This is a genomic window from Laspinema olomoucense D3b (assembly GCF_025370785.1).
Classification (GTDB): Bacteria; Cyanobacteriota; Cyanobacteriia; order Cyanobacteriales; family Laspinemataceae; genus Laspinema; species Laspinema olomoucense.
This window is the reverse complement of sequence record NZ_JAMXFA010000005.1, coordinates 20224-37200: the sequence shown is the minus strand read 5'-3', so window position 1 is coordinate 37200 and position 16977 is coordinate 20224. Positions and strand designations below refer to the sequence as shown.

At 50.2% G+C, this 16977-nt stretch carries 16 protein-coding genes; 8 read left to right on the top strand and 8 right to left on the bottom strand.

Features of this window, described 5'->3' with window-relative positions:
- The first annotated feature begins 52 nt into the window (after positions 1-52).
- The 4 genes from NG792_RS04740 to NG792_RS04725 all read left to right on the top strand — a co-directional run bounded on the left by NG792_RS04740 (position 53) and on the right by NG792_RS04725 (position 5743).
- On the top strand, positions 53-712 hold the full coding sequence (locus tag NG792_RS04740; RefSeq protein WP_261234715.1) for a DUF2301 domain-containing membrane protein: 660 nt from the start codon (positions 53-55) through the stop codon (positions 710-712).
- Positions 713-1430: 718 nt separating this feature from the next.
- Positions 1431-2693 carry a glycosyltransferase family 4 protein gene (locus NG792_RS04735; RefSeq protein WP_261234714.1) on the top strand — a complete coding sequence of 421 codons (1263 nt, stop codon included), beginning with the start codon at positions 1431-1433 and terminating at the stop codon, positions 2691-2693.
- Between the two features lie 444 nt (positions 2694-3137).
- The gene (gene dprA / locus NG792_RS04730; protein ID WP_261234713.1) at positions 3138-4271 is read left to right on the top strand and encodes a DNA-processing protein DprA; all 1134 of its coding nucleotides are present in this window, start codon (positions 3138-3140) and stop codon (positions 4269-4271) included.
- Positions 4272-4720: 449 nt separating this feature from the next.
- Complete coding sequence (locus tag NG792_RS04725) at positions 4721-5743, top strand: hemerythrin domain-containing protein (RefSeq protein WP_261234712.1); 1023 nt, start codon at positions 4721-4723, stop codon at positions 5741-5743.
- Positions 5744-6018: 275 nt separating this feature from the next.
- Here NG792_RS04725 and NG792_RS04720 read toward each other — a convergent pair whose 3' ends face one another.
- Positions 6019-6879 carry an SDR family oxidoreductase gene (locus tag NG792_RS04720; protein ID WP_261197336.1) on the bottom strand — a complete coding sequence of 287 codons (861 nt, stop codon included), beginning with the start codon at positions 6877-6879 and terminating at the stop codon, positions 6019-6021.
- 472 nt (positions 6880-7351) lie between these two features.
- On the opposite strand from NG792_RS04720, the gene NG792_RS04715 reads away from it, so the two are divergent.
- The gene (locus NG792_RS04715) at positions 7352-7648 is read left to right on the top strand and encodes a hypothetical protein (RefSeq protein WP_261197335.1); all 297 of its coding nucleotides are present in this window, start codon (positions 7352-7354) and stop codon (positions 7646-7648) included.
- 84 nt (positions 7649-7732) lie between these two features.
- On the opposite strand, the gene ccmO is transcribed toward NG792_RS04715, so the two are convergent.
- From ccmO to NG792_RS04680, 7 genes are all read right to left on the bottom strand, one after another.
- Positions 7733-8581: a beta-carboxysome assembly protein CcmO gene (ccmO, locus tag NG792_RS04710; protein WP_261234711.1), complete on the bottom strand. Its 849-nt coding sequence runs from the start codon at positions 8579-8581 to the stop codon at positions 7733-7735.
- 112 nt (positions 8582-8693) lie between these two features.
- A complete protein-coding gene (gene ccmN, locus NG792_RS04705) occupies positions 8694-9377 on the bottom strand; it encodes a beta-carboxysome scaffolding protein CcmN (protein WP_261197333.1) in 684 nt (227 codons plus the stop codon).
- Between the two features lie 236 nt (positions 9378-9613).
- On the bottom strand, positions 9614-11254 hold the full coding sequence (ccmM, locus tag NG792_RS04700; RefSeq protein WP_261234710.1) for a beta-carboxysome scaffolding protein CcmM: 1641 nt from the start codon (positions 11252-11254) through the stop codon (positions 9614-9616).
- Between the two features lie 233 nt (positions 11255-11487).
- Positions 11488-11796 (bottom strand): beta-carboxysome shell vertex protein CcmL, encoded by a 309-nt coding sequence (gene ccmL / locus NG792_RS04695; protein ID WP_261197331.1) that lies wholly within the window; start codon positions 11794-11796, stop codon positions 11488-11490.
- A gap of 14 nt (positions 11797-11810) precedes the next feature.
- Positions 11811-12146: a carbon dioxide-concentrating mechanism protein CcmK gene (locus tag NG792_RS04690; protein ID WP_015148316.1), complete on the bottom strand. Its 336-nt coding sequence runs from the start codon at positions 12144-12146 to the stop codon at positions 11811-11813.
- Positions 12147-12238: 92 nt separating this feature from the next.
- Complete coding sequence (locus tag NG792_RS04685; RefSeq protein ID WP_015148315.1) at positions 12239-12550, bottom strand: carbon dioxide-concentrating mechanism protein CcmK; 312 nt, start codon at positions 12548-12550, stop codon at positions 12239-12241.
- Positions 12551-12585: 35 nt separating this feature from the next.
- Complete coding sequence (locus tag NG792_RS04680) at positions 12586-12711, bottom strand: hypothetical protein (RefSeq protein WP_261234709.1); 126 nt, start codon at positions 12709-12711, stop codon at positions 12586-12588.
- Between the two features lie 105 nt (positions 12712-12816).
- Between NG792_RS04680 and NG792_RS04675 the strand changes: the two genes are divergently transcribed.
- The 3 genes from NG792_RS04675 to NG792_RS04665 all read left to right on the top strand — a co-directional run bounded on the left by NG792_RS04675 (position 12817) and on the right by NG792_RS04665 (position 16956).
- Positions 12817-13101: a hypothetical protein gene (locus NG792_RS04675; protein ID WP_261197330.1), complete on the top strand. Its 285-nt coding sequence runs from the start codon at positions 12817-12819 to the stop codon at positions 13099-13101.
- A 229-nt stretch (positions 13102-13330) separates the two neighbouring features.
- Positions 13331-15187 (top strand): NAD(P)H-quinone oxidoreductase subunit F, encoded by a 1857-nt coding sequence (locus NG792_RS04670; protein WP_261197496.1) that lies wholly within the window; start codon positions 13331-13333, stop codon positions 15185-15187.
- Between the two features lie 227 nt (positions 15188-15414).
- A complete protein-coding gene (locus tag NG792_RS04665; protein WP_261234708.1) occupies positions 15415-16956 on the top strand; it encodes an NADH-quinone oxidoreductase subunit M in 1542 nt (513 codons plus the stop codon).
- The last annotated feature ends 21 nt before the right edge of the window (positions 16957-16977 follow it).

Genomic DNA, 16977 nt, shown 5'->3' with positions numbered 1-16977 from the left:
CAAAGTGTATCTCGAACACCCATTACCTTGTAGTAGATCGGTCAAATTAATTATGACTCCAGCGAATTCTATAGAATCTCCTGTCTATCAAGGGCAGTTTGGGGAATTTAGCATTACCCCAAGCGATCGCCAATCCGTTATCATCTATCGCAGTGGCTTGATGGTAGCGGCCCTCAGTTTCGCCATCGCCACGGTTCTGCTGTTCTGGCAAGGAACCACCCCCCCTATCCTCACAAGTCTCAGCGTACTCTATGCCTGTTTCTGTCTTGCACTCGGCGTCAGCTTACTGACGATTCATATCTATCTCAAAGTCCTCCATCGCTTCCTTCAAGTCTGCTGGGCGATCGGTGCCGTCACTGCATTAATCGTGATTTTTACTCGCCCTGAGCCTTTCGTAGTCACAGTTTATCACGAGGCGATCGCCCTAGTCGGTATCGGATTTACCTTTGTCGCCTTAACTGGCATCTATTTTAAAGAAGCCTTTTGTTTCAATCGCCTAGAAACTAAATTACTCACCCCCTTAGTCCCCCTGCTAATTTTAGGTCACCTCTCAGGTTTATTAACTCCCTCAATTGAACAAAATCTATTAGCAGTTTTGGCCATTCTCTTTCTAGTTTTCGCAGGGCGAAAAGCGGGCCAAGACATTCCCTCAGATATTGGAGACAAAAGCGTTTTTGCCTACCTCAAGGAACAGGAAAAAACCCAGCCTTAACCCGCTTAGTCATAGTTTGTGACCGGGTTGTACACCAGAAAAATACCAGAGCGCATAGGTTTCTTCGTCCGGTTCCAAGCCTTTTAGGGTCTCCACCAGGGCGACAGAGCTAATTAGGAGGGTTTGACTCCCGCTCAATTCTAAGAAAAAATGCGAGTGGTAGCGAATTGTCAATAAATCATGACAAAGCCGAAACAACCGGGGCGGGAGTTAAGCTTCTCCACAGCCAAAAATAACATCAGTTCACGGTATTAACCTCCCAGGAGCAGGGCAATCCGCTCATTATGTTGCTACATTCAATGAGGGGATTGCGGTCCGGTTCCTTGAGCTATTCCCCTCGAATTATTTCGGCGGGTAGATGCGCTCCTCGTGATTTATTATTTATTATTTTCCTATAAATTTTACTCGATCCAAAAATCGAAAGAGCACGCTCTCCTAGAGGGTTTCCTCTTCCTAATTCATTTTAGGCAAGGGGAGAAAATGACCGATAGGAACCCCTAAATACAGGGTTTGGCTTAGATTTTTGGCTCAAAAGGATGTTAGGTCAATGCTTTGAGTTCCAGTACCAGTCCTGGAGTCATTCAGCCTAGTGTTAAGAAGTCCCCACAGAATCTAGGTCACCTCTAGTATTCAGGGATAACCCAACCGAACTGGAATCCCACCGCTCAATGCAGGCCGTGTTTTTATAATTCAGTTTCTTCACCCCTACTTTATACCTATGATAACGTCAAAATCGATTGCTCTAATTTCTGTTCATGGCGACCCCGCCATAGAAATTGGTAAAGAAGAGGCCGGAGGCCAAAATGTTTATGTTCGCAAGGTTGGAGAAGCGTTAGGCAATCTGGGGTGGCAAGTTGATTTGTTCACTCGCAAGTCCAATGCAACACAACCGACGGTGGTACAACATACCCCCAATTGTCGGACGATTCGCTTAGTTGCCGGACCCGAAGAATTCGTTCCCCGGCAAAACATTTATGGATATGTACCAGAGTTTGTTCAGGAATTTCTGAAATTTCAAGAACAACAGCACTTAGACTATGGCCTGGTTCACACAAATTACTGGATTTCGGCAGCAGTGGGAATGGAGTTGAAAAAATTTCAACCCATCCAACAGGTTCATACTTACCACTCTCTGGGGGCAGTCAAGTATAAGGCCGTTTCCACCATTCCGATGATTGCCACTACACGCTTAGCCGTTGAAAAGGCTTGTTTGGAAAATGCCGATCGCATTGTGGCAACCTCTCCTCAGGAAAAAGAACACATGAGGACCCTGGTTTCCACCAAGGGACAGATCGATGTGATTCCTTGCGGGACCGATATTCATCAATTTGGCAGTTTTTCTCGCTCTATAGCCCGGGAAACACTAGGCATTCCCCAGGATAGTTCTGTGGTCTTTTATGTGGGCCGATTTGACCGACGCAAAGGGATTGAAACCTTAGTCCGGGCAGTGAGTCGTTCCACCCTGCGGGATCAGCAGGATCTCCGGCTGATTATTGGTGGCGGTTGGCGTCCAGGTCAAAGCGATGGGAAAGAGCGCGATCGCATTGCCAGTCTAGTAGAAGAATTAGGGATAACTGACTTAACGTCCTTCCCCGGACGGATCGGCCATGACGAGTTACCGCTATATTATGCAGCATCCAATGTCTGCGTGGTTCCCAGCCATTATGAACCCTTTGGATTAGTGGCGATCGAAGCAATGGCCAGCCGAACCCCGGTTGTAGCCTCAGATGTGGGCGGATTACAGTTCACCGTGGTTTCAGAAGAAACAGGTCTACTCTGTCCAGCCCAGGACGATGCCGCTTTTGCTGTCGCCATTGACCGAATTTTATCTCACCCCGACTGGCAAACCCAATTGGGCCAAGCCGGTCGCGAACGGGTACAAAGCCACTTTAGCTGGGATGGTGTGGCTCGTCAACTCAGTAGCTTATACAGTACACTCATGCTCCAGTCCAGCCAGTCCCTGGACCCGGCGATCGCCTAATGCCTAGAGCATCAGACCCCAAGGACCAGAAACCGGGTTTCTGCCCCAAATTGGGCGCAAAGCCAATAAAAATGGGTTCAAAAAACCCGGTTTCTAACCTTTCCAGGAACTAGAAACCGGGTTTTTAACTCAAATTTGCTCCGGTGTGGGCAATAAGGGGGCAAAAACCCGGTTTGTCTGACTGTTCTGGATGGGTATCTTCCTGGAGCGATCTCATTCCCTCAGTTCATCGATTTCCCGTTGTTCCAAACTGCACTTTCCCTTAAAATTCAAGGGGGTACGATCGCCATCCATCTTTCCTCTTCAGCTTGCTTCGGCAGGCTTAGTCTGTATAGCCAGACCCGATCAGGTGCAGGTTTTTATAGACCTTTGAAAATTGGAGGGAGTATAAGATGCGATCGCCTATATTTCCTCCCGATTTTTCGATAGGAGTCATGAGGGTTAATGTATCTGGAAGAACGTGCATTTTGGGTAGCCTGGTCGCAAATTCCCACCGTCGGCCCGGTTTTGCTGGGTCGCTTGTTTCGGTATTTCGGCAGTTTAGCCGCTGCTTGGCAAGCTGAACCGGAGGATCTCACTCAGGTTCAGGGTTTGGGTCGGCAACTGGTGGAAAAAATTGTAGAACGGCGATCGCAACTCAATCCCGAACAACTCTACAGCGAACATCTGCGCCAAAACCCCAATTTTTGGACCCCTGCGGACCCCGATTATCCACGTTTGCTCGGGGAAATACCTAACCCACCCCCCCTGCTGTATTACCAGGGTCAGGTCGATCGCCAGGAAACCCTAGGAAATCGCCCCCTCGTCGGCATTGTCGGCACTCGTCACCCCTCCGAATATGGCCAGCGATGGACTCGCCGAATTAGCCAGATTCTGGCGGAATGTGGCTTTACCATTGTATCTGGAATGGCCGCAGGCATCGATACTTATGCCCATCTCGGTTGTTTAGATGCTGATGGCCGCACGATCGCCGTTTTCGGAACTCCCCTCAATAAAATATATCCGGAGACCAATCGTCATCTCTCGGAAAAAATTATACAAAAAGGATTGTTTTTGAGTGAGCATCCCGTGGGAACTCTCACAAGACGAGAACATTTCGCGCAACGCAATCGGATTATTGCCGGGTTAAGTCGGGCAGTTATGGTCATGGAAGCACCGGAGCGATCGGGGGCGCTGATTACGGCAAAAGTCGCCAATGAATACAGCCGCGATGTCTTTGCCTTACCGGGACGCATTGATGACCCCAATTCGCAAGGCTGTTTACGCTTGTTGAAAAATGGGGCAGAGACCATCATCAATGAAACTGAATTGCTAGAAATGTTAGGGGCCCTGCCCAAATATAACCCGCCCCCTTCCCTGATTGCTCCAACGGCAGTGATCCCACCCCTGCCTTCAGTCCCGAATTTAGACCCCCCCTTGAAACAAGTCTGGGAGGCAACAGCGATCGAGGCGATCGCCTTTGAAGTAATTGTATCCCAAGCCCAACTCGATGCCGCCTCAGTCTCCAGTGCGTTATTGCAACTCGAATTAATCGGCTTGGTCGAGCAATTACCGGGAATGCGCTATCGGCGCAGTTGAATAAAAGCTTTCTCCTGAGTAATTTTCCCCATTCAGCAAGTCAGTACACCTGGACCTTTTTCAAGTTCTCACTCCCCCATCTCTTTCTGAGTTCAGTAAAAATTGCTACTGCGCCTTGGTAGGAAATTTATCCAAAAATGTGTCCCCTCAAAAGGCATAAAAATCTCCCTACCTAAAGGAGTATTTTTTAGAGCAATAACATTCGGGAAAATCAGGCTGCTCCCCCCTCAACCATTAAGGTTCCCCTCAATTTACATCAAGAAAATGGCCTTTTTTCATGTAAAATAAGTAAAAATTATAGGTAGATAGAGTCTTTTCGCTTCAAAGGTTCTCTTCCCTCAAAAACACGACGATCTGCCTAAAGAAGGATGAATTTATACCGCTATTCTTTTAAAGTGAAGGACAGTTGACAACAACTTTAAATCCTAAATTACGAGGAGAACATCCGAATGACCGTTCAATTACAAGATACTAAACGCATGGCGATCGCCCAAAAATTGGCCGATATGAAAGCCGTACAAAATTTTCTCATTTCTAGTGAAGAAAAATTTATCAGCGCCACCAGCGACAGCGATATCCGCGATCGCTTGCAAAGTATGCTAGAGGACGACCGCAAAAACCTCGGCATCATTGAAACCACCATCATTCAATATGGCAATCCCTCTGAGCCAGATAGCGCCACCGAGGAAACCCTCAAACAGGCTCAAAAAATGATGGAAGATTCCCAGGCGACCCTGTTTGATAAAATCTCTAAGCACGAATTGCTCAAACACGCTCAGGTAATGAAAGGACTCCTCGTCCATAAAGCCGCACAAGTCGTCGGCGCTGACATTGAAGTCGCCATCACTCCCCTGAATACGGTGAACTTTGAAAACCGTTCTCACCAAGAACAACTCAAGGGTATTCTGGAAGTCCTCGGCACTCGCGAACTCACCGGACAAGACCCGGATCAAGGCGTCTGGAGTCGGGTTCAAGATGCAATGGCAGCCTTGAGTGGTGTCTTTGGTAGCGCCGTCAGCCGCACCAAAGATGATGTGAACATCTTGGAAATCCTCCGTGCCGATCACCGCAAGGCAGATACTCTCTTCATGGAAATTGAAAAGACCAGTGACGCTAAGAAACGCGAAGAATTCTTCGGTCAACTTTATAAGGATCTGAGTGCTCACGCCGAAGCTGAAGAAGAAGTTGTCTATCCCGCTATCCGCGCTCAATTCCCAGAAGTGCAACATCTGTATAACGAGCAGGCGGAGATGAAACAACTCCTCGAAGCCATCAAATCTAGCAACGGTAGCGATGCCAGCTTTATGACTCGTGTCAAACAGTTGAAAGAGATGGTGCAGCATCATGTCAAGGAAGAAGAGAACGAGATGTTCAATAAATTCCAGCAAGCCATGAATGAGTCCCAAATGGAACAAGTGTCCAAGCAGTTTAAAGAAGCCAAAAGCCGCATTCAGCAATCAATGGCCTCCTAAGATCAGGACTCCGGTCAGCTAGTTGCTAACCTAACATTGTAAATCAGCTAAAATGGGGGGTGTAATACCTCCCATTTTTTTGTTTTGAACTGATTAGAGAGCGAGTCCTAAATCAGTTGGTCATAGAGTAAGCCAGAGCGAGGCTATGCCGTAAGCTTGCCACCTGTGGTGGCTATTTTTGTTAGCCATCTACAATAGCAATCCTCAATGATTTTTTATAAATCATTGAGGACTGCTGGAGATTTAAGCCTTATTGTGACTGACGAACTCAACCCTTAACCTGCGACAACAGTACCCCCATTGGGATGCAAAACTTGACCTGTCATATAAGAAGAATCATCCGAGGCGAGGAACACATAACAGGGGGCGACTTCCTCTGGTTCTCCCGCCCGTTTCATCGGCACTTGTTGACCGAATGAGGCGACTTTTTCCGGGGGGAAGGTAGCAGGAATTAGGGGAGTCCAAATTGGACCGGGTGCGACCCCATTCACGCGAATTCCTTTGCTGACCACTTTTTGAGACAAGGCTCGTGTAAAGGCCACGATCGCCCCCTTTGTGGAAGAATAATCCAGTAAAGTTTCATTTCCCTTATAGGCGGTTACCGAAGTCGTATTCACGATCGCACTGCCTTCTTTGAGATGAGGCATAGCCGCCTGCGTCAGGTAAAACATGGAGAAAATATTCGTGCGGAACGTTTTTTCCAACTGTTCTTGGGTAATATCCTCAATATTTTCTTGGGGATGCTGTTCCGCTGCATTATTAATCAGGATATCCAGATGGCCGAAAGCATCCACAGTCTGCTTAACCACCTGTTCACAAAAGCTTTTTTCTCCAATATCTCCAGCAATTAGCACACAGCGACGCCCTTCGCCTTCTACCATTTTTTGGGTTTCTTTAGCGTCGTCATGTTCGTTAAGATAAACGATCGCCACATCCGCTCCTTCTCGGGCAAACAAAATCGCCACGGAACGACCGATTCCGCTATCTCCGCCCGTAATCAGGGCAACTTTATTTTCTAATTTTCCACTGCCTTTATACTCAGAAGCACGGGCTTTAGGACGGGGATTCATTTCCGATTCCCGGCCCGGTTGTTGGTCTTGATGTTGGGCGGGGCGTTCTTTTTCTTGGGTCGGCATACACTTTTCCGTAAACTTTTTAAACTACCCCTTATAAATAGAACTAATTCTCGGGAATCGCCCCCTACCTTTTTGTAGATTTTCAATCTAATCCTCTAGGCATATCCGGAAAGTTTTAGGCAGAATTACCGAGAGTTTAAAAAGGAAAAATTAGCACCGATTTACAAGTAGCGGCGGAGGTTGAAAAGCCCCCTCAAGCCCGCCATCGTGAGCACAATGGGGAGATGGAGAGTACGGACTAGCAGCAGCCCAACAGTTTGGCCCTAATGGGGTTCTCTGGTGCGGATGAGAACGAGGTTTCCAGGGAGGGGAAAATGCTGAAACGATAGTTATGCCTTAACCCCTATCCCGGGACTGTAGTTACGGGAGGGGAAATTCGTTTAAGATGGCTCACAATAGGCGATCGCGCTAGTCTTCAGTAGGGAAGAGCAACCCGATTCGGGATAGGGGTATCCACAAAGGAGTTTTTTTAATGAATAACTTTTATGAACAGGATGTTTTATTACTCGAAGTCACCCGCGAGCGATCGATTCGTCGAACCGTCATGGTCCTAGAAACTAAGCGCAAACGCATCCGCGAGGACCTCTTGGAACTGATCCAGAATATGCCCTTGTTAGCCCTCCCTGTGGAGTTAACTCGGGACGCGCCGGAAGAATCGCAAGACATCCTTTTAGAGGCATTATCTCGGATGGGGGATGAAGCGTTCGCCCGGTGGATAGCCGAAGCGATTCTCGATCGCCAGTCTCCCTCAGAGGTTCCTGAATCTTAGGGAGCAAAAATCACCGGAATCCTGCTGAAGGGAACCCATCGGCGATCGCCTCCCAGCCAGAACTCCCCAGGGCCCGACCTCAAGTTATTGTTGCTCCGGGTTCTCCAGTTGCAGTTTGGGTAATTCCTGTAACTCCTGTAATTCCTGCAACTCCGGCAGTTCCAGGGGTTCCACCTCAACTTCTTGGGGTGTACTCAATTTCTCCAACTCCGGCAAAGCTAACAGTTCAGGCTCTTTCTCCTCAATGACAACCGGCATTTGCAGAGGTTGGGCCGTCTCAACAAAACAACTCGCCAGGGGTAGAGCGCGCTCCAAGTCATCCAGGGGCCTGGGAATCACCATTACCGAGGTCAGTTCTCCAATCCGTTCGGCTTCAAACATCCCCGCTTCCACAGCAACCACCACATTGGCCACAGTACCTCGGATAATCACCGTGCATAACCCGTCCCCAATCTTTTCATAGCCCGTTAAATCCACATCAGCCGACTTGAGCATGGCATCTGCCGCACCCACCAAAGCCGGAAATCCTCGGGTTTCCACCAGTCCGATCGCTTGATTGCTCGGACGTCCTTGATTGCCCTGGGCCAAATCCATCAACCGCGCACCGATGGGGAGGATGGCTTCCAAATTGGCCAAGGGACGCGGGATAACCAGCTTAGAAACCACTTGACCAAACTTTTCGGCAGTTTCCGCACCGGCTTCTACAGCCAAGCGTACATCTGCCGTTTTGCCCCGAACCACCGCCGTACAGTGACCGCCCCCGATTTTTTCAAATCCAACTAAAATCACCCCAGCCGATTTGAGCATCATATCGGCACAGCCCACGATCGCCGGGAAACTTTGAGTCGATACTAAACCCAAAGCTAAATCCTGAAGGTCGTGACTGCGCGTTTTTTGCTCGCGCTTTACCAGTCCTACTTCGCGTCTTTCCATCTTGCCTGTCTCCCTCCAACATGACCGAGGTCCCACATTAGCTGAGGGTGTCGGTTCTCGATTTCTTCACCTGATCTCAAACGTAACATTTAAAATTTAAGCGCGAGTAAATCTAATCCTCTGGGATAGGTTGGATGGGCGTTTGTTTATGGGGAAATAAGGTTTGCATCAATCGGTTGAGGTGCGCTTGTCCATAAACATAAGCGGGAGAGGAGGGGACGGCGGGCTGCTCTGGGGGTGACGGCGCCGGTTCTGCGCCATTGCCATTACTGCTGATGGGTGGTGATGGCTCCGGAGTTGGAGGTTCCGGCTCAGATGCCGTGGTCGGTTCAGGGGGTTGGGGAGGAGCGGGCGGGACTGGATCCGGGGGGACAGGGTTAGGACTCGCAGGGGATGCCGGACCTGGATCAGCCGCAGCGCTAGTGCTTTCCACCTCGCTCCATTGACGACTTTCGTCCCCGACTAAGGAACCGGGGGGAATCACTTCATTGGATGCAACCGTGGGATGCAGTAACGTTGCGGAGTTCCCGATGCAAGCATTAGCACCGATTTTGCCCGTTCCGATCGCCAAGACTCCGGCACCGAGGGTCGCTCCTTCTTCAATAATCAGATTGCCTTGACAGGCTTGGAGAATGGAACCCATGCCAATGCAGACACCAGCAGCGATTTCGATGCGAGTACCGGGAGATGCCTGGAGGATCACTCCCGAGGCGATCGCGGCACCTTCATCAATAGTGACATCGCCACTCATATAAATATTGGGATTCTGATTGGGTTGCAGCGGCGGCAAATACATGGGAAATGGAACCTTTAAGGGTCGGACGATCTGGATTTTCCCCTCCGGTCATCTCCGGTATGGGGAAGGGTTGGGAAACGAGAGGTAGACAGCCCAAGTTTACGGAGGAGTCAAGACGCGATGCGATCGCCTCTCTCCCTGACTCGGAGGGTGGATTGCCACAGAATGCAACGACTAATTGGCCTCCACTCAACCCGCTTGGCTTGTGGGCCACCCCCTGACGCTTCCCTTTAGGCTTAAGGCCGTTGAACGATCGTTTCCACCACGCGCCGCTTGGCTTTCGGGTCAATTCCAATAATGCGGATATATTCACCGGGATATTGACGAATAAACCCGTCGATCGCCCCGAGTGCTTGGGATTGATTTTGGGTATCAATAGCACCACAGCTTTCCCAGGACCCGGAGCTAAAGCGCCGCTTACTGACGTGTTCTGCACCGAGGCGAAGTCCTTGGCTGAGGATTTGACGCACTGTATCCGCCACTCCATTACCCAGGTGGCCCGAGCCACCAGAGGGGGCGCTATTCGAGCTGCTGCTGTAGTTTTTCGCCGCCGAGGATGCGCTACCGTTGCCATTAGTGGCGAGGGGTTCGTTGGGTCGTTGGATGATGGTTTCCACCACTCGACGTTTGGCTTTCGGGTCAATCCCGATCAAGCGCACATATTCCCCCTGATGTTCCGCCAAGCAATTACCTAATTCTGCCAGCACTTGGGACAGATTCTTGCTCTCAATCGGAGCGCAGCTTTTCCAGGAGCCAGTGCGGAAACGTCGCTCATCCACGTGCTCCGTGGCCAGACGCAATCCTTGAGTTAGGATGTGATTGACTTGATCGGCCAATTCCGTGGGCAGTCCACCGCCGTTCCCCGTCGGTGCGCTGTAGCTGCTGGAGGTGTTACTGGGGCGATAGGAGCTGTGGCCATTGCCGTTAGTGCTGGAAACCTGACCGTTCGGGCGTTGGACGATGGTTTCCAGGACCCGGCGCTTGGCTTTGGCATCGATGCCAATTAACCGGACATATTCGCCACGGTGTTCCGCTAGACACTGTTCTAGGGAGGAGATGACGTCCGAGAGGTTTTTGCTTTCAATCGGAGCACAACTTTGCCAGGAGCCGGTGCGGAAGCGGCGCTCATCCACGTGCTCGGTACCGATCCGATATCCACCGGCTAGGAGATCTCGGACTTGGGAGATGGCTTCTTGAGTGATTGTCATAGTCTCTTGTGTAGTAGCGTTGCTATTAGAACTTACAGCGCCTGGGGCTTCATTGCGGATCTCCAGAACGCAGGCTTTGTCTTCGACACAGTGATACCCGCTGCGTAAGGCTTCGTTGATGCCGAGGACATGGGTGGCGAATTTGGTATCCGTCTCTGTCACATTCGGCAAGCGATCGGCCTGTTGCTGGTTGGTGATGATCGCTCCAGACGGAATGTATTTCCCGGGGGGAATTTCTACATCTTGAATCAGGGCGTGCATCATGACGATACAGCCCTTGCCAACTCTGGCATTAAAGACGGTGGAACGAAAGCCGATAAAACAGCTATCGCCGACATAGGCGGGACCGTGAATTAAGGCCATGTGGGCGATCGAACAATTTTTTCCGATCCACACGGAATAGGGATTGTTGTCATCTCCGACGACTCGGCCTGCATCAAGTCCGTGAATCACCACGCCATCTTGGATGTTGCTATACTCTCCGATGGAAAAAGGAGTGCCTTCATCAGCCCGGATTGAGGTACCTGGGGCAACCAAGACATGAGCACCAACCCGCACATCCCCAATCATATTAGAGAAGGAATGAACGTAGGCGGTTTTGTGGATCTGCGGCTCGGCCATATTTCTTGACCAAGGGGTTGGCGGAGCCGCCTTACTGCGGACTACCATAACTGTATTACTCCTTCAAAGAATGCGACTAGAATCGGCGTCAGACATTCAGAATTCAGAATTTTGGGGACGGAGGGTACAGAGGCTTGGGGTCACTTCTGTCCCGTCGTCCGCTGTGCGATCGCACAAGTTAAGTGAATCGTCCCTGAATCCTGACTCCTGACGCCTGACTCCACACCGAATGCGATCGCATCGCGTTGGTCCGTTTTGTCTATCCTGACTACCGAAACTGACTAACGAAAGCGATCGGTTTCTTTCTTGCTGTAAAGAATGCGATTTTCAACATTCACCGTGTCTACGATCGCGATAACTGCTGCATCCACGGGCCGCTCGTCATGACGGATGACCTGCCGCGCTGCACTGCCGAGGGTGACCAGCACCCATTCCCCTATACCCGCCCCTACACTATCCGCAGCGACTTCGTATTTGGGGATGAGTTGTCCTTCCTCATTTATCAATTGCAACAGGAGTAATTTAACCCCTTGCAGATTTGGATCCTTTTGTGTGCTGACGACGGTACCGCGAACTTGCGCAAGTTGCATGATTTACACTCAATTTATCGGCTTAAACGAATGCCTGTGGTGCTTTCCCGGAATTGCTCCACGGCTTCGGTGTAGCGAATCGGGAGCACATACTCTAGGTTCTCATGAGGACGGGCAATGATGTGGGTAGACAAGACTTGGCCACCATTGACTCGTCTGACATTTTCCACGGCTGCACCGACGGAGGCTTGCACTTCCGAGACATCTCCACGCACGATGACGGTGACGCGACCGCTTCCGATTTTCTCATATCCCACTAAGGTGACGCGGGCTGCTTTCACCATTGCGTCTGCGGCTTCTACAACTGCGGGAAACCCAAGGGTTTCTACCATTCCAACTGCGATTGACATGAATCTTACTCCCAACGTTAAGGTTGATATTTGCTCTTTGCGTCAATGACGCTTGCTCTGGGTCCCAGTCAGAACGGTGGTCCTGAATGGTGTTAATAGGTGCGGAACTGTTCGACGGCTTCGGTGTACCGGATCGGCAGCACGTATTCTAGGTTCTCATGCGGACGGGCAATAATGTGGGTGGAGACAACTTCTCCGCCATTAACACGCTTGACCGATTCGACCCCAGCCGAGACGGAGGCTTGCACTTCCGATACGTCTCCGCGCACAATTACGGTTACGCGAGCGCTACCGATTTTTTCATATCCCACAAGGGTTACGCGGGCGGCTTTTACCATCGCATCCGCCGCTTCAACCACGGCTGGGAAGCCTCGGGTTTCAATCATTCCCACTGCTATAGGCATTTCTTCTGTCTCCTGAATGGATGAGTCGGTTTAATTCAATCTAAGCTGCGATCGTTAAGCGATCGGTATTCCCGAACGTTTTCAGTTATCGTAAAGCTATCCTCTTCCTTTATCAAGAATAGGTGAATCTTGTATCCCTTGACAATATAAATAATAATCATGTTCGCAAATAAAAGTAATTAGAAAAACTAATACTTTAAAGAAAATTAATATTTTATTAATAAAATTAATGCTCAAATGGGAAAGGAGTTCGACCGAGTGGGGCCATGAGTGCTGAAGTGGGTGCGATCGCATCAGGGATCAGTCCCACGGAAGGGAGTCGAACTGCTCATCCCGAGCCCTGCACTGAACGGAATCAAAGGAGTAACCAAGGGTCAATCCCGGCGCTGTTGTCAAGGCCCTCAAGGAGGTCAAAATATCTCCGTTGCGACGAACCGTACCCTCGTCTCGCCTTCACGGTCGATCGCCCAGGGTTCCTGCGGAATTGTCCCCAAATCTTCCATGATTGGCAGTGGGAACCGTTGCACCAGGACTGCGCGATCGCCCCTTGAACCCCCTTGATCAGCGAGCAGTCCGTAAATTTTACGATGGGAAACAGCAAAATGCTGCTATCTCGTCTACCGTTTTAGGCCGACATTGAGCGGGTCAACCTACCTCGAAAAACTCCCAGATCAACCCCTTATAGATCTGCCTTGACCACCCCTTTTTCTGATAAACAAGACTCAAAAGAAAAAGACGGTTGCTCGTCAATTTAATCCCTGGATATCACGGCATATTATGATTAATCAGTTGCTCGTCCAAACGAGTTGGTGGGTTCCCTTATATAGCTTACTCGGCGCAATCATTACGCTACCTTGGTCGTCGGGAATCGTCCGACGCACGGGACCCAGACCCGGTGCTTACATCAACCTACTCGCAAGCATCGTGGCATTTATTCATGGGGGATTCTTATTTAGAGCCACCTGGGGTCACAGCCCAGAATTCATCGTGATCAATTGGCTCAGTACCGGAGATTTAGATCTATCCTTCGTCCTAGAAATCTCCCAAATGAGTACCGGGGCAATGGAATTAATCACCGGATTAAGTGTGGTCGCCCAAGTCTACGCCCTGGGATACATGGAAAAAGACTGGTCTTTAGCCCGGTTTTTTGGCCTGATGGGATTTTTTGAAGCGGCGATGAGTGGTCTAGCCATTAGTGACTCCTTATTTTTGAGTTACGCTTTACTGGAAATGCTGACCCTTTCCACCTATCTGATTGTCGGATTCTGGTACGCCCAACCCTTAGTCGTCACCGCTGCGAGAGATGCCTTCTTAACCAAACGGGTGGGAGATATTTTGTTACTGATGGGGGTGGTGAGTGTCGGCACCCTAGCTGGTAGCTTTAACTTTGCCGATATCGAAGTGTGGGCGGGAACTGCCGAACTTTCCCCAATGGTGGCGAACTTCCTAGGATTGACCTTAATCGCTGGTCCCATTGGCAAATGTGCTCAATTTCCCTTGCACCTATGGTTGGATGAGGCGATGGAAGGTCCAAATCCGGCCTCCTTACTCAGAAATTCCCTGGTGGTGAGTTGCGGCGCTTATGTGCTGATTAAACTCTCGCCGGTGGTGTCACTCTCCCCGGTTGCAGAAACGACTTTAATCGTGGTGGGGACCATGACGGCGATCGGCGCTTCTTTAGTGGCGATCGCCCAAATCGATATTAAACGCACCCTCTCCCACTCCACTAGCGCTGTCTTGGGATTAGTTTTTATCGCCGTAGGGATGCAGCACGTGGATGTAGCCCTGTTACTGCTCCTCACCCATGCGATCGCCAAGGCCCTCCTATTTATCAGCATTGGTTCCATCATCCTGACCACCAGCAACCAAAACATCACCGAAATGGGAGGATTATGGTCCAAAATGCCCGCCACTACCCTCGCCTTTGTCGTCGGTAGCGCCGGGACGATCGCCCTCATCCCTCTGGGGAACTTTTGGGCAATGGAACGCTGGGTCAATGGATTTTGGAGCGTTCCCTGGTGGTTATTACTCCTGCTGATCGTCTTTAATGGCTTAACCGCCCTGAACTTAACCCGCGTCTTCTGTCTCGTCTTCCTCGGTCAAACCCAACCCAAAACCCGTCGTGCACCGGAAGTCCCTTGGCCGATGGCCGTCCCGATGGTCAGCTTAACCATCGTCACCCTGCTAGTTCCCCTGATGCTCCAACATTGGCAACTCTTGCTCAGTTGGGCCGGACCTTGGGCCAGAAATGGGCCGGATCCGGCAGTCTTTGACTTGCCCTTGGTCGTCATCTCGGGTATTGTCGGCTGTATTGTAGGGGGTGTGCTTTATCTCAACCCCAACCGCACCGAACCCGTAAAACTCCCCTGGAAACCGTTACAAGACCTGTTTGCCTATGACTTTTACGTCGATAAGCTGTACCGAGTCACCGTGGTGTTAGCTGTGGAACAGTTCTCCCGATTCACCGCTTGGATAGACCGCTACTTTGTCGATGGACTGGTCAATTTGCTCGGTTTAGCTACCGTCTTCAGTGGTCAAGGCTTAAAATATACCGTTCCTGGAGGGTCTCAACTCTATGTTTTGACCATTCTCATTAGCGTTGCACTTTTGGGTCTGTTGATGAGTGCGTTGTTATAAACCTTGGGATTTACAGTGCCGGACTGACCCAATTTGGGGATAAAACCCGTGCGATCGCGCGGCGAGGTAGTACAGGAATTGCCCTTACCCGTTCATCAGTCAGTTTTACGGTGTAAACCGAATCGGAAGGGGGAAAGAAATCACAGCGTATTAAATCAGGAATGCTTTAAGACTCTCTCACCCCTTCCGCAATTGATTACAGTTCAAAAGACCAATAGAAGTTAGCGATGCTGAGTGCTTTAATCTGGGTGCCGACGATCGGTGCCGCTCTCATTGGATTTTTCCCCAACCAGATGAACTCAAAGCGATCGCGTCAGATTGCCTTGGCGATCACCGCTGCCGTATTCATCTGGTCTCTGATTCTCGTCAGTCAATTTGACCCCACGGCGACCGGGTTACAATTCGAGGAAAATCTGCCTTGGCTGGAATATCTCGGGTTGAGCTACCGACTGGGATTAGATGGCTTGTCCTTACCCTTAATCCTCTTAAATGGATTGCTGACCCTGATCGCCCTCTACAGTACGAATGAGGGGATTAACCGTCCGCGATTTTACTATGCTTTAATCTTGCTGTTGAATGGCGGTGTTGCCGGTGCATTCCTCGCCCAAGACTTACTGCTGTTTTTCCTGTTCTATGAAGTCGAACTCATTCCCCTCTATCTATTAATTGCCATCTGGGGAGGAGCAAGGCGGGGTTATGCAGCCACCAAGTTTTTACTCTATACCGCCATTTCTGGTATCTTAATTCTCGCCTCATTTTTAGGCTTAGTTTGGCTGACCCATGCTGATAGCTTTGCTTATCAAGCCTTTGCCGGTGGGTCACTGCCGTTAAAATCGCAACTGCTGCTCTTAGCCCCTTTGTTAATCGGATTTGCCATCAAAACCCCGATTGTCCCGTTCCACACCTGGTTACCCGATGCTCACGTTGAAGCCTCGACGCCGATTTCGGTGATGTTAGCTGGGGTGTTGTTGAAGTTAGGAACTTATGGGTTATTGCGCTTTGGAGTGGGTTTATTTCCCGATGCTTGGACTTATTGGGCCCCTTGGTTAGCCACGGTTGCGGTGGTGAGCGTTCTGTATGGAGCGTTTAGCGCCATTTCCCAAACGGACATGAAAAAAATGGTAGCCTTTAGTTCCGTTGCCCACATGGGATATATTCTCCTCGCCTGTGCTGCTAATACTCCGGTGAGCACCGTCGGCGCGGTGTTCCAAATGGTCAGTCATGGATTGATTTCGGCGTTACTGTTTCTCTTGGTTGGGGTGGTTTACAAGAAAGCCGGGACCCGGGACTTGCGCGTGTTGCATGGGTTGTTGAATCCAGAACGCGGGTTACCGATGATTGGGTCCTTGATGGTTCTAGCGGTGATGGCAAGTGCGGGGATTCCCGGTATGGCGGGATTTATTGCGGAGTTTATTATCTTTCGGGGCAGTTTACCCGTGTTTCCGGTGCAAACTCTTTTGAGTATGATTGGGACGGGTTTAACGGCGGTTTATTTCTTGTTGCTGATTAACCGGGCCTTTTTTGGTCGCTTGTCTGAGCAGGTGGTAAATTTGCCGCAGGTACAGTGGTCCGATCGCATTCCCTCGATCGTGTTAGCGGTGATTGTCGTGATTTTAGGCTTGTTTCCCAGTGGCTTGGTTGCTTATACTGAAACCGCAGCTACAGCCTTGAGTCTGGGACGGCCTGCTCTAAGTGCAGCAGTTCATCAAGAGGCGATCGCCGTTTCTGATCCCTCTGCTGTGTCCGCCCTCTTCCCCATAAATCCCTAACATTTAAACCGACTGGTGGGC

Coding starts and splice junctions, on each gene's coding strand:
- NG792_RS04740 (WP_261234715.1), top strand. CDS start 53: ATGACTCCAGCGAATTCTATAGAATCTCCTGTCTATCAAGGGCAGTTT.
- NG792_RS04735 (WP_261234714.1), top strand. CDS start 1,431: ATGATAACGTCAAAATCGATTGCTCTAATTTCTGTTCATGGCGACCCC.
- dprA (WP_261234713.1), top strand. CDS start 3,138: ATGTATCTGGAAGAACGTGCATTTTGGGTAGCCTGGTCGCAAATTCCC.
- NG792_RS04725 (WP_261234712.1), top strand. CDS start 4,721: ATGACCGTTCAATTACAAGATACTAAACGCATGGCGATCGCCCAAAAA.
- NG792_RS04720 (WP_261197336.1), bottom strand. CDS start 6,879: ATGCCGACCCAAGAAAAAGAACGCCCCGCCCAACATCAAGACCAACAA.
- NG792_RS04715 (WP_261197335.1), top strand. CDS start 7,352: ATGAATAACTTTTATGAACAGGATGTTTTATTACTCGAAGTCACCCGC.
- ccmO (WP_261234711.1), bottom strand. CDS start 8,581: ATGGAAAGACGCGAAGTAGGACTGGTAAAGCGCGAGCAAAAAACGCGC.
- ccmN (WP_261197333.1), bottom strand. CDS start 9,377: ATGTATTTGCCGCCGCTGCAACCCAATCAGAATCCCAATATTTATATG.
- ccmM (WP_261234710.1), bottom strand. CDS start 11,254: ATGGTAGTCCGCAGTAAGGCGGCTCCGCCAACCCCTTGGTCAAGAAAT.
- ccmL (WP_261197331.1), bottom strand. CDS start 11,796: ATGCAACTTGCGCAAGTTCGCGGTACCGTCGTCAGCACACAAAAGGAT.
- NG792_RS04690 (WP_015148316.1), bottom strand. CDS start 12,146: ATGTCAATCGCAGTTGGAATGGTAGAAACCCTTGGGTTTCCCGCAGTT.
- NG792_RS04685 (WP_015148315.1), bottom strand. CDS start 12,550: ATGCCTATAGCAGTGGGAATGATTGAAACCCGAGGCTTCCCAGCCGTG.
- NG792_RS04680 (WP_261234709.1), bottom strand. CDS start 12,711: ATGATTATTATTTATATTGTCAAGGGATACAAGATTCACCTATTCTTG.
- NG792_RS04675 (WP_261197330.1), top strand. CDS start 12,817: ATGAGTGCTGAAGTGGGTGCGATCGCATCAGGGATCAGTCCCACGGAA.
- NG792_RS04665 (WP_261234708.1), top strand. CDS start 15,415: ATGCTGAGTGCTTTAATCTGGGTGCCGACGATCGGTGCCGCTCTCATT.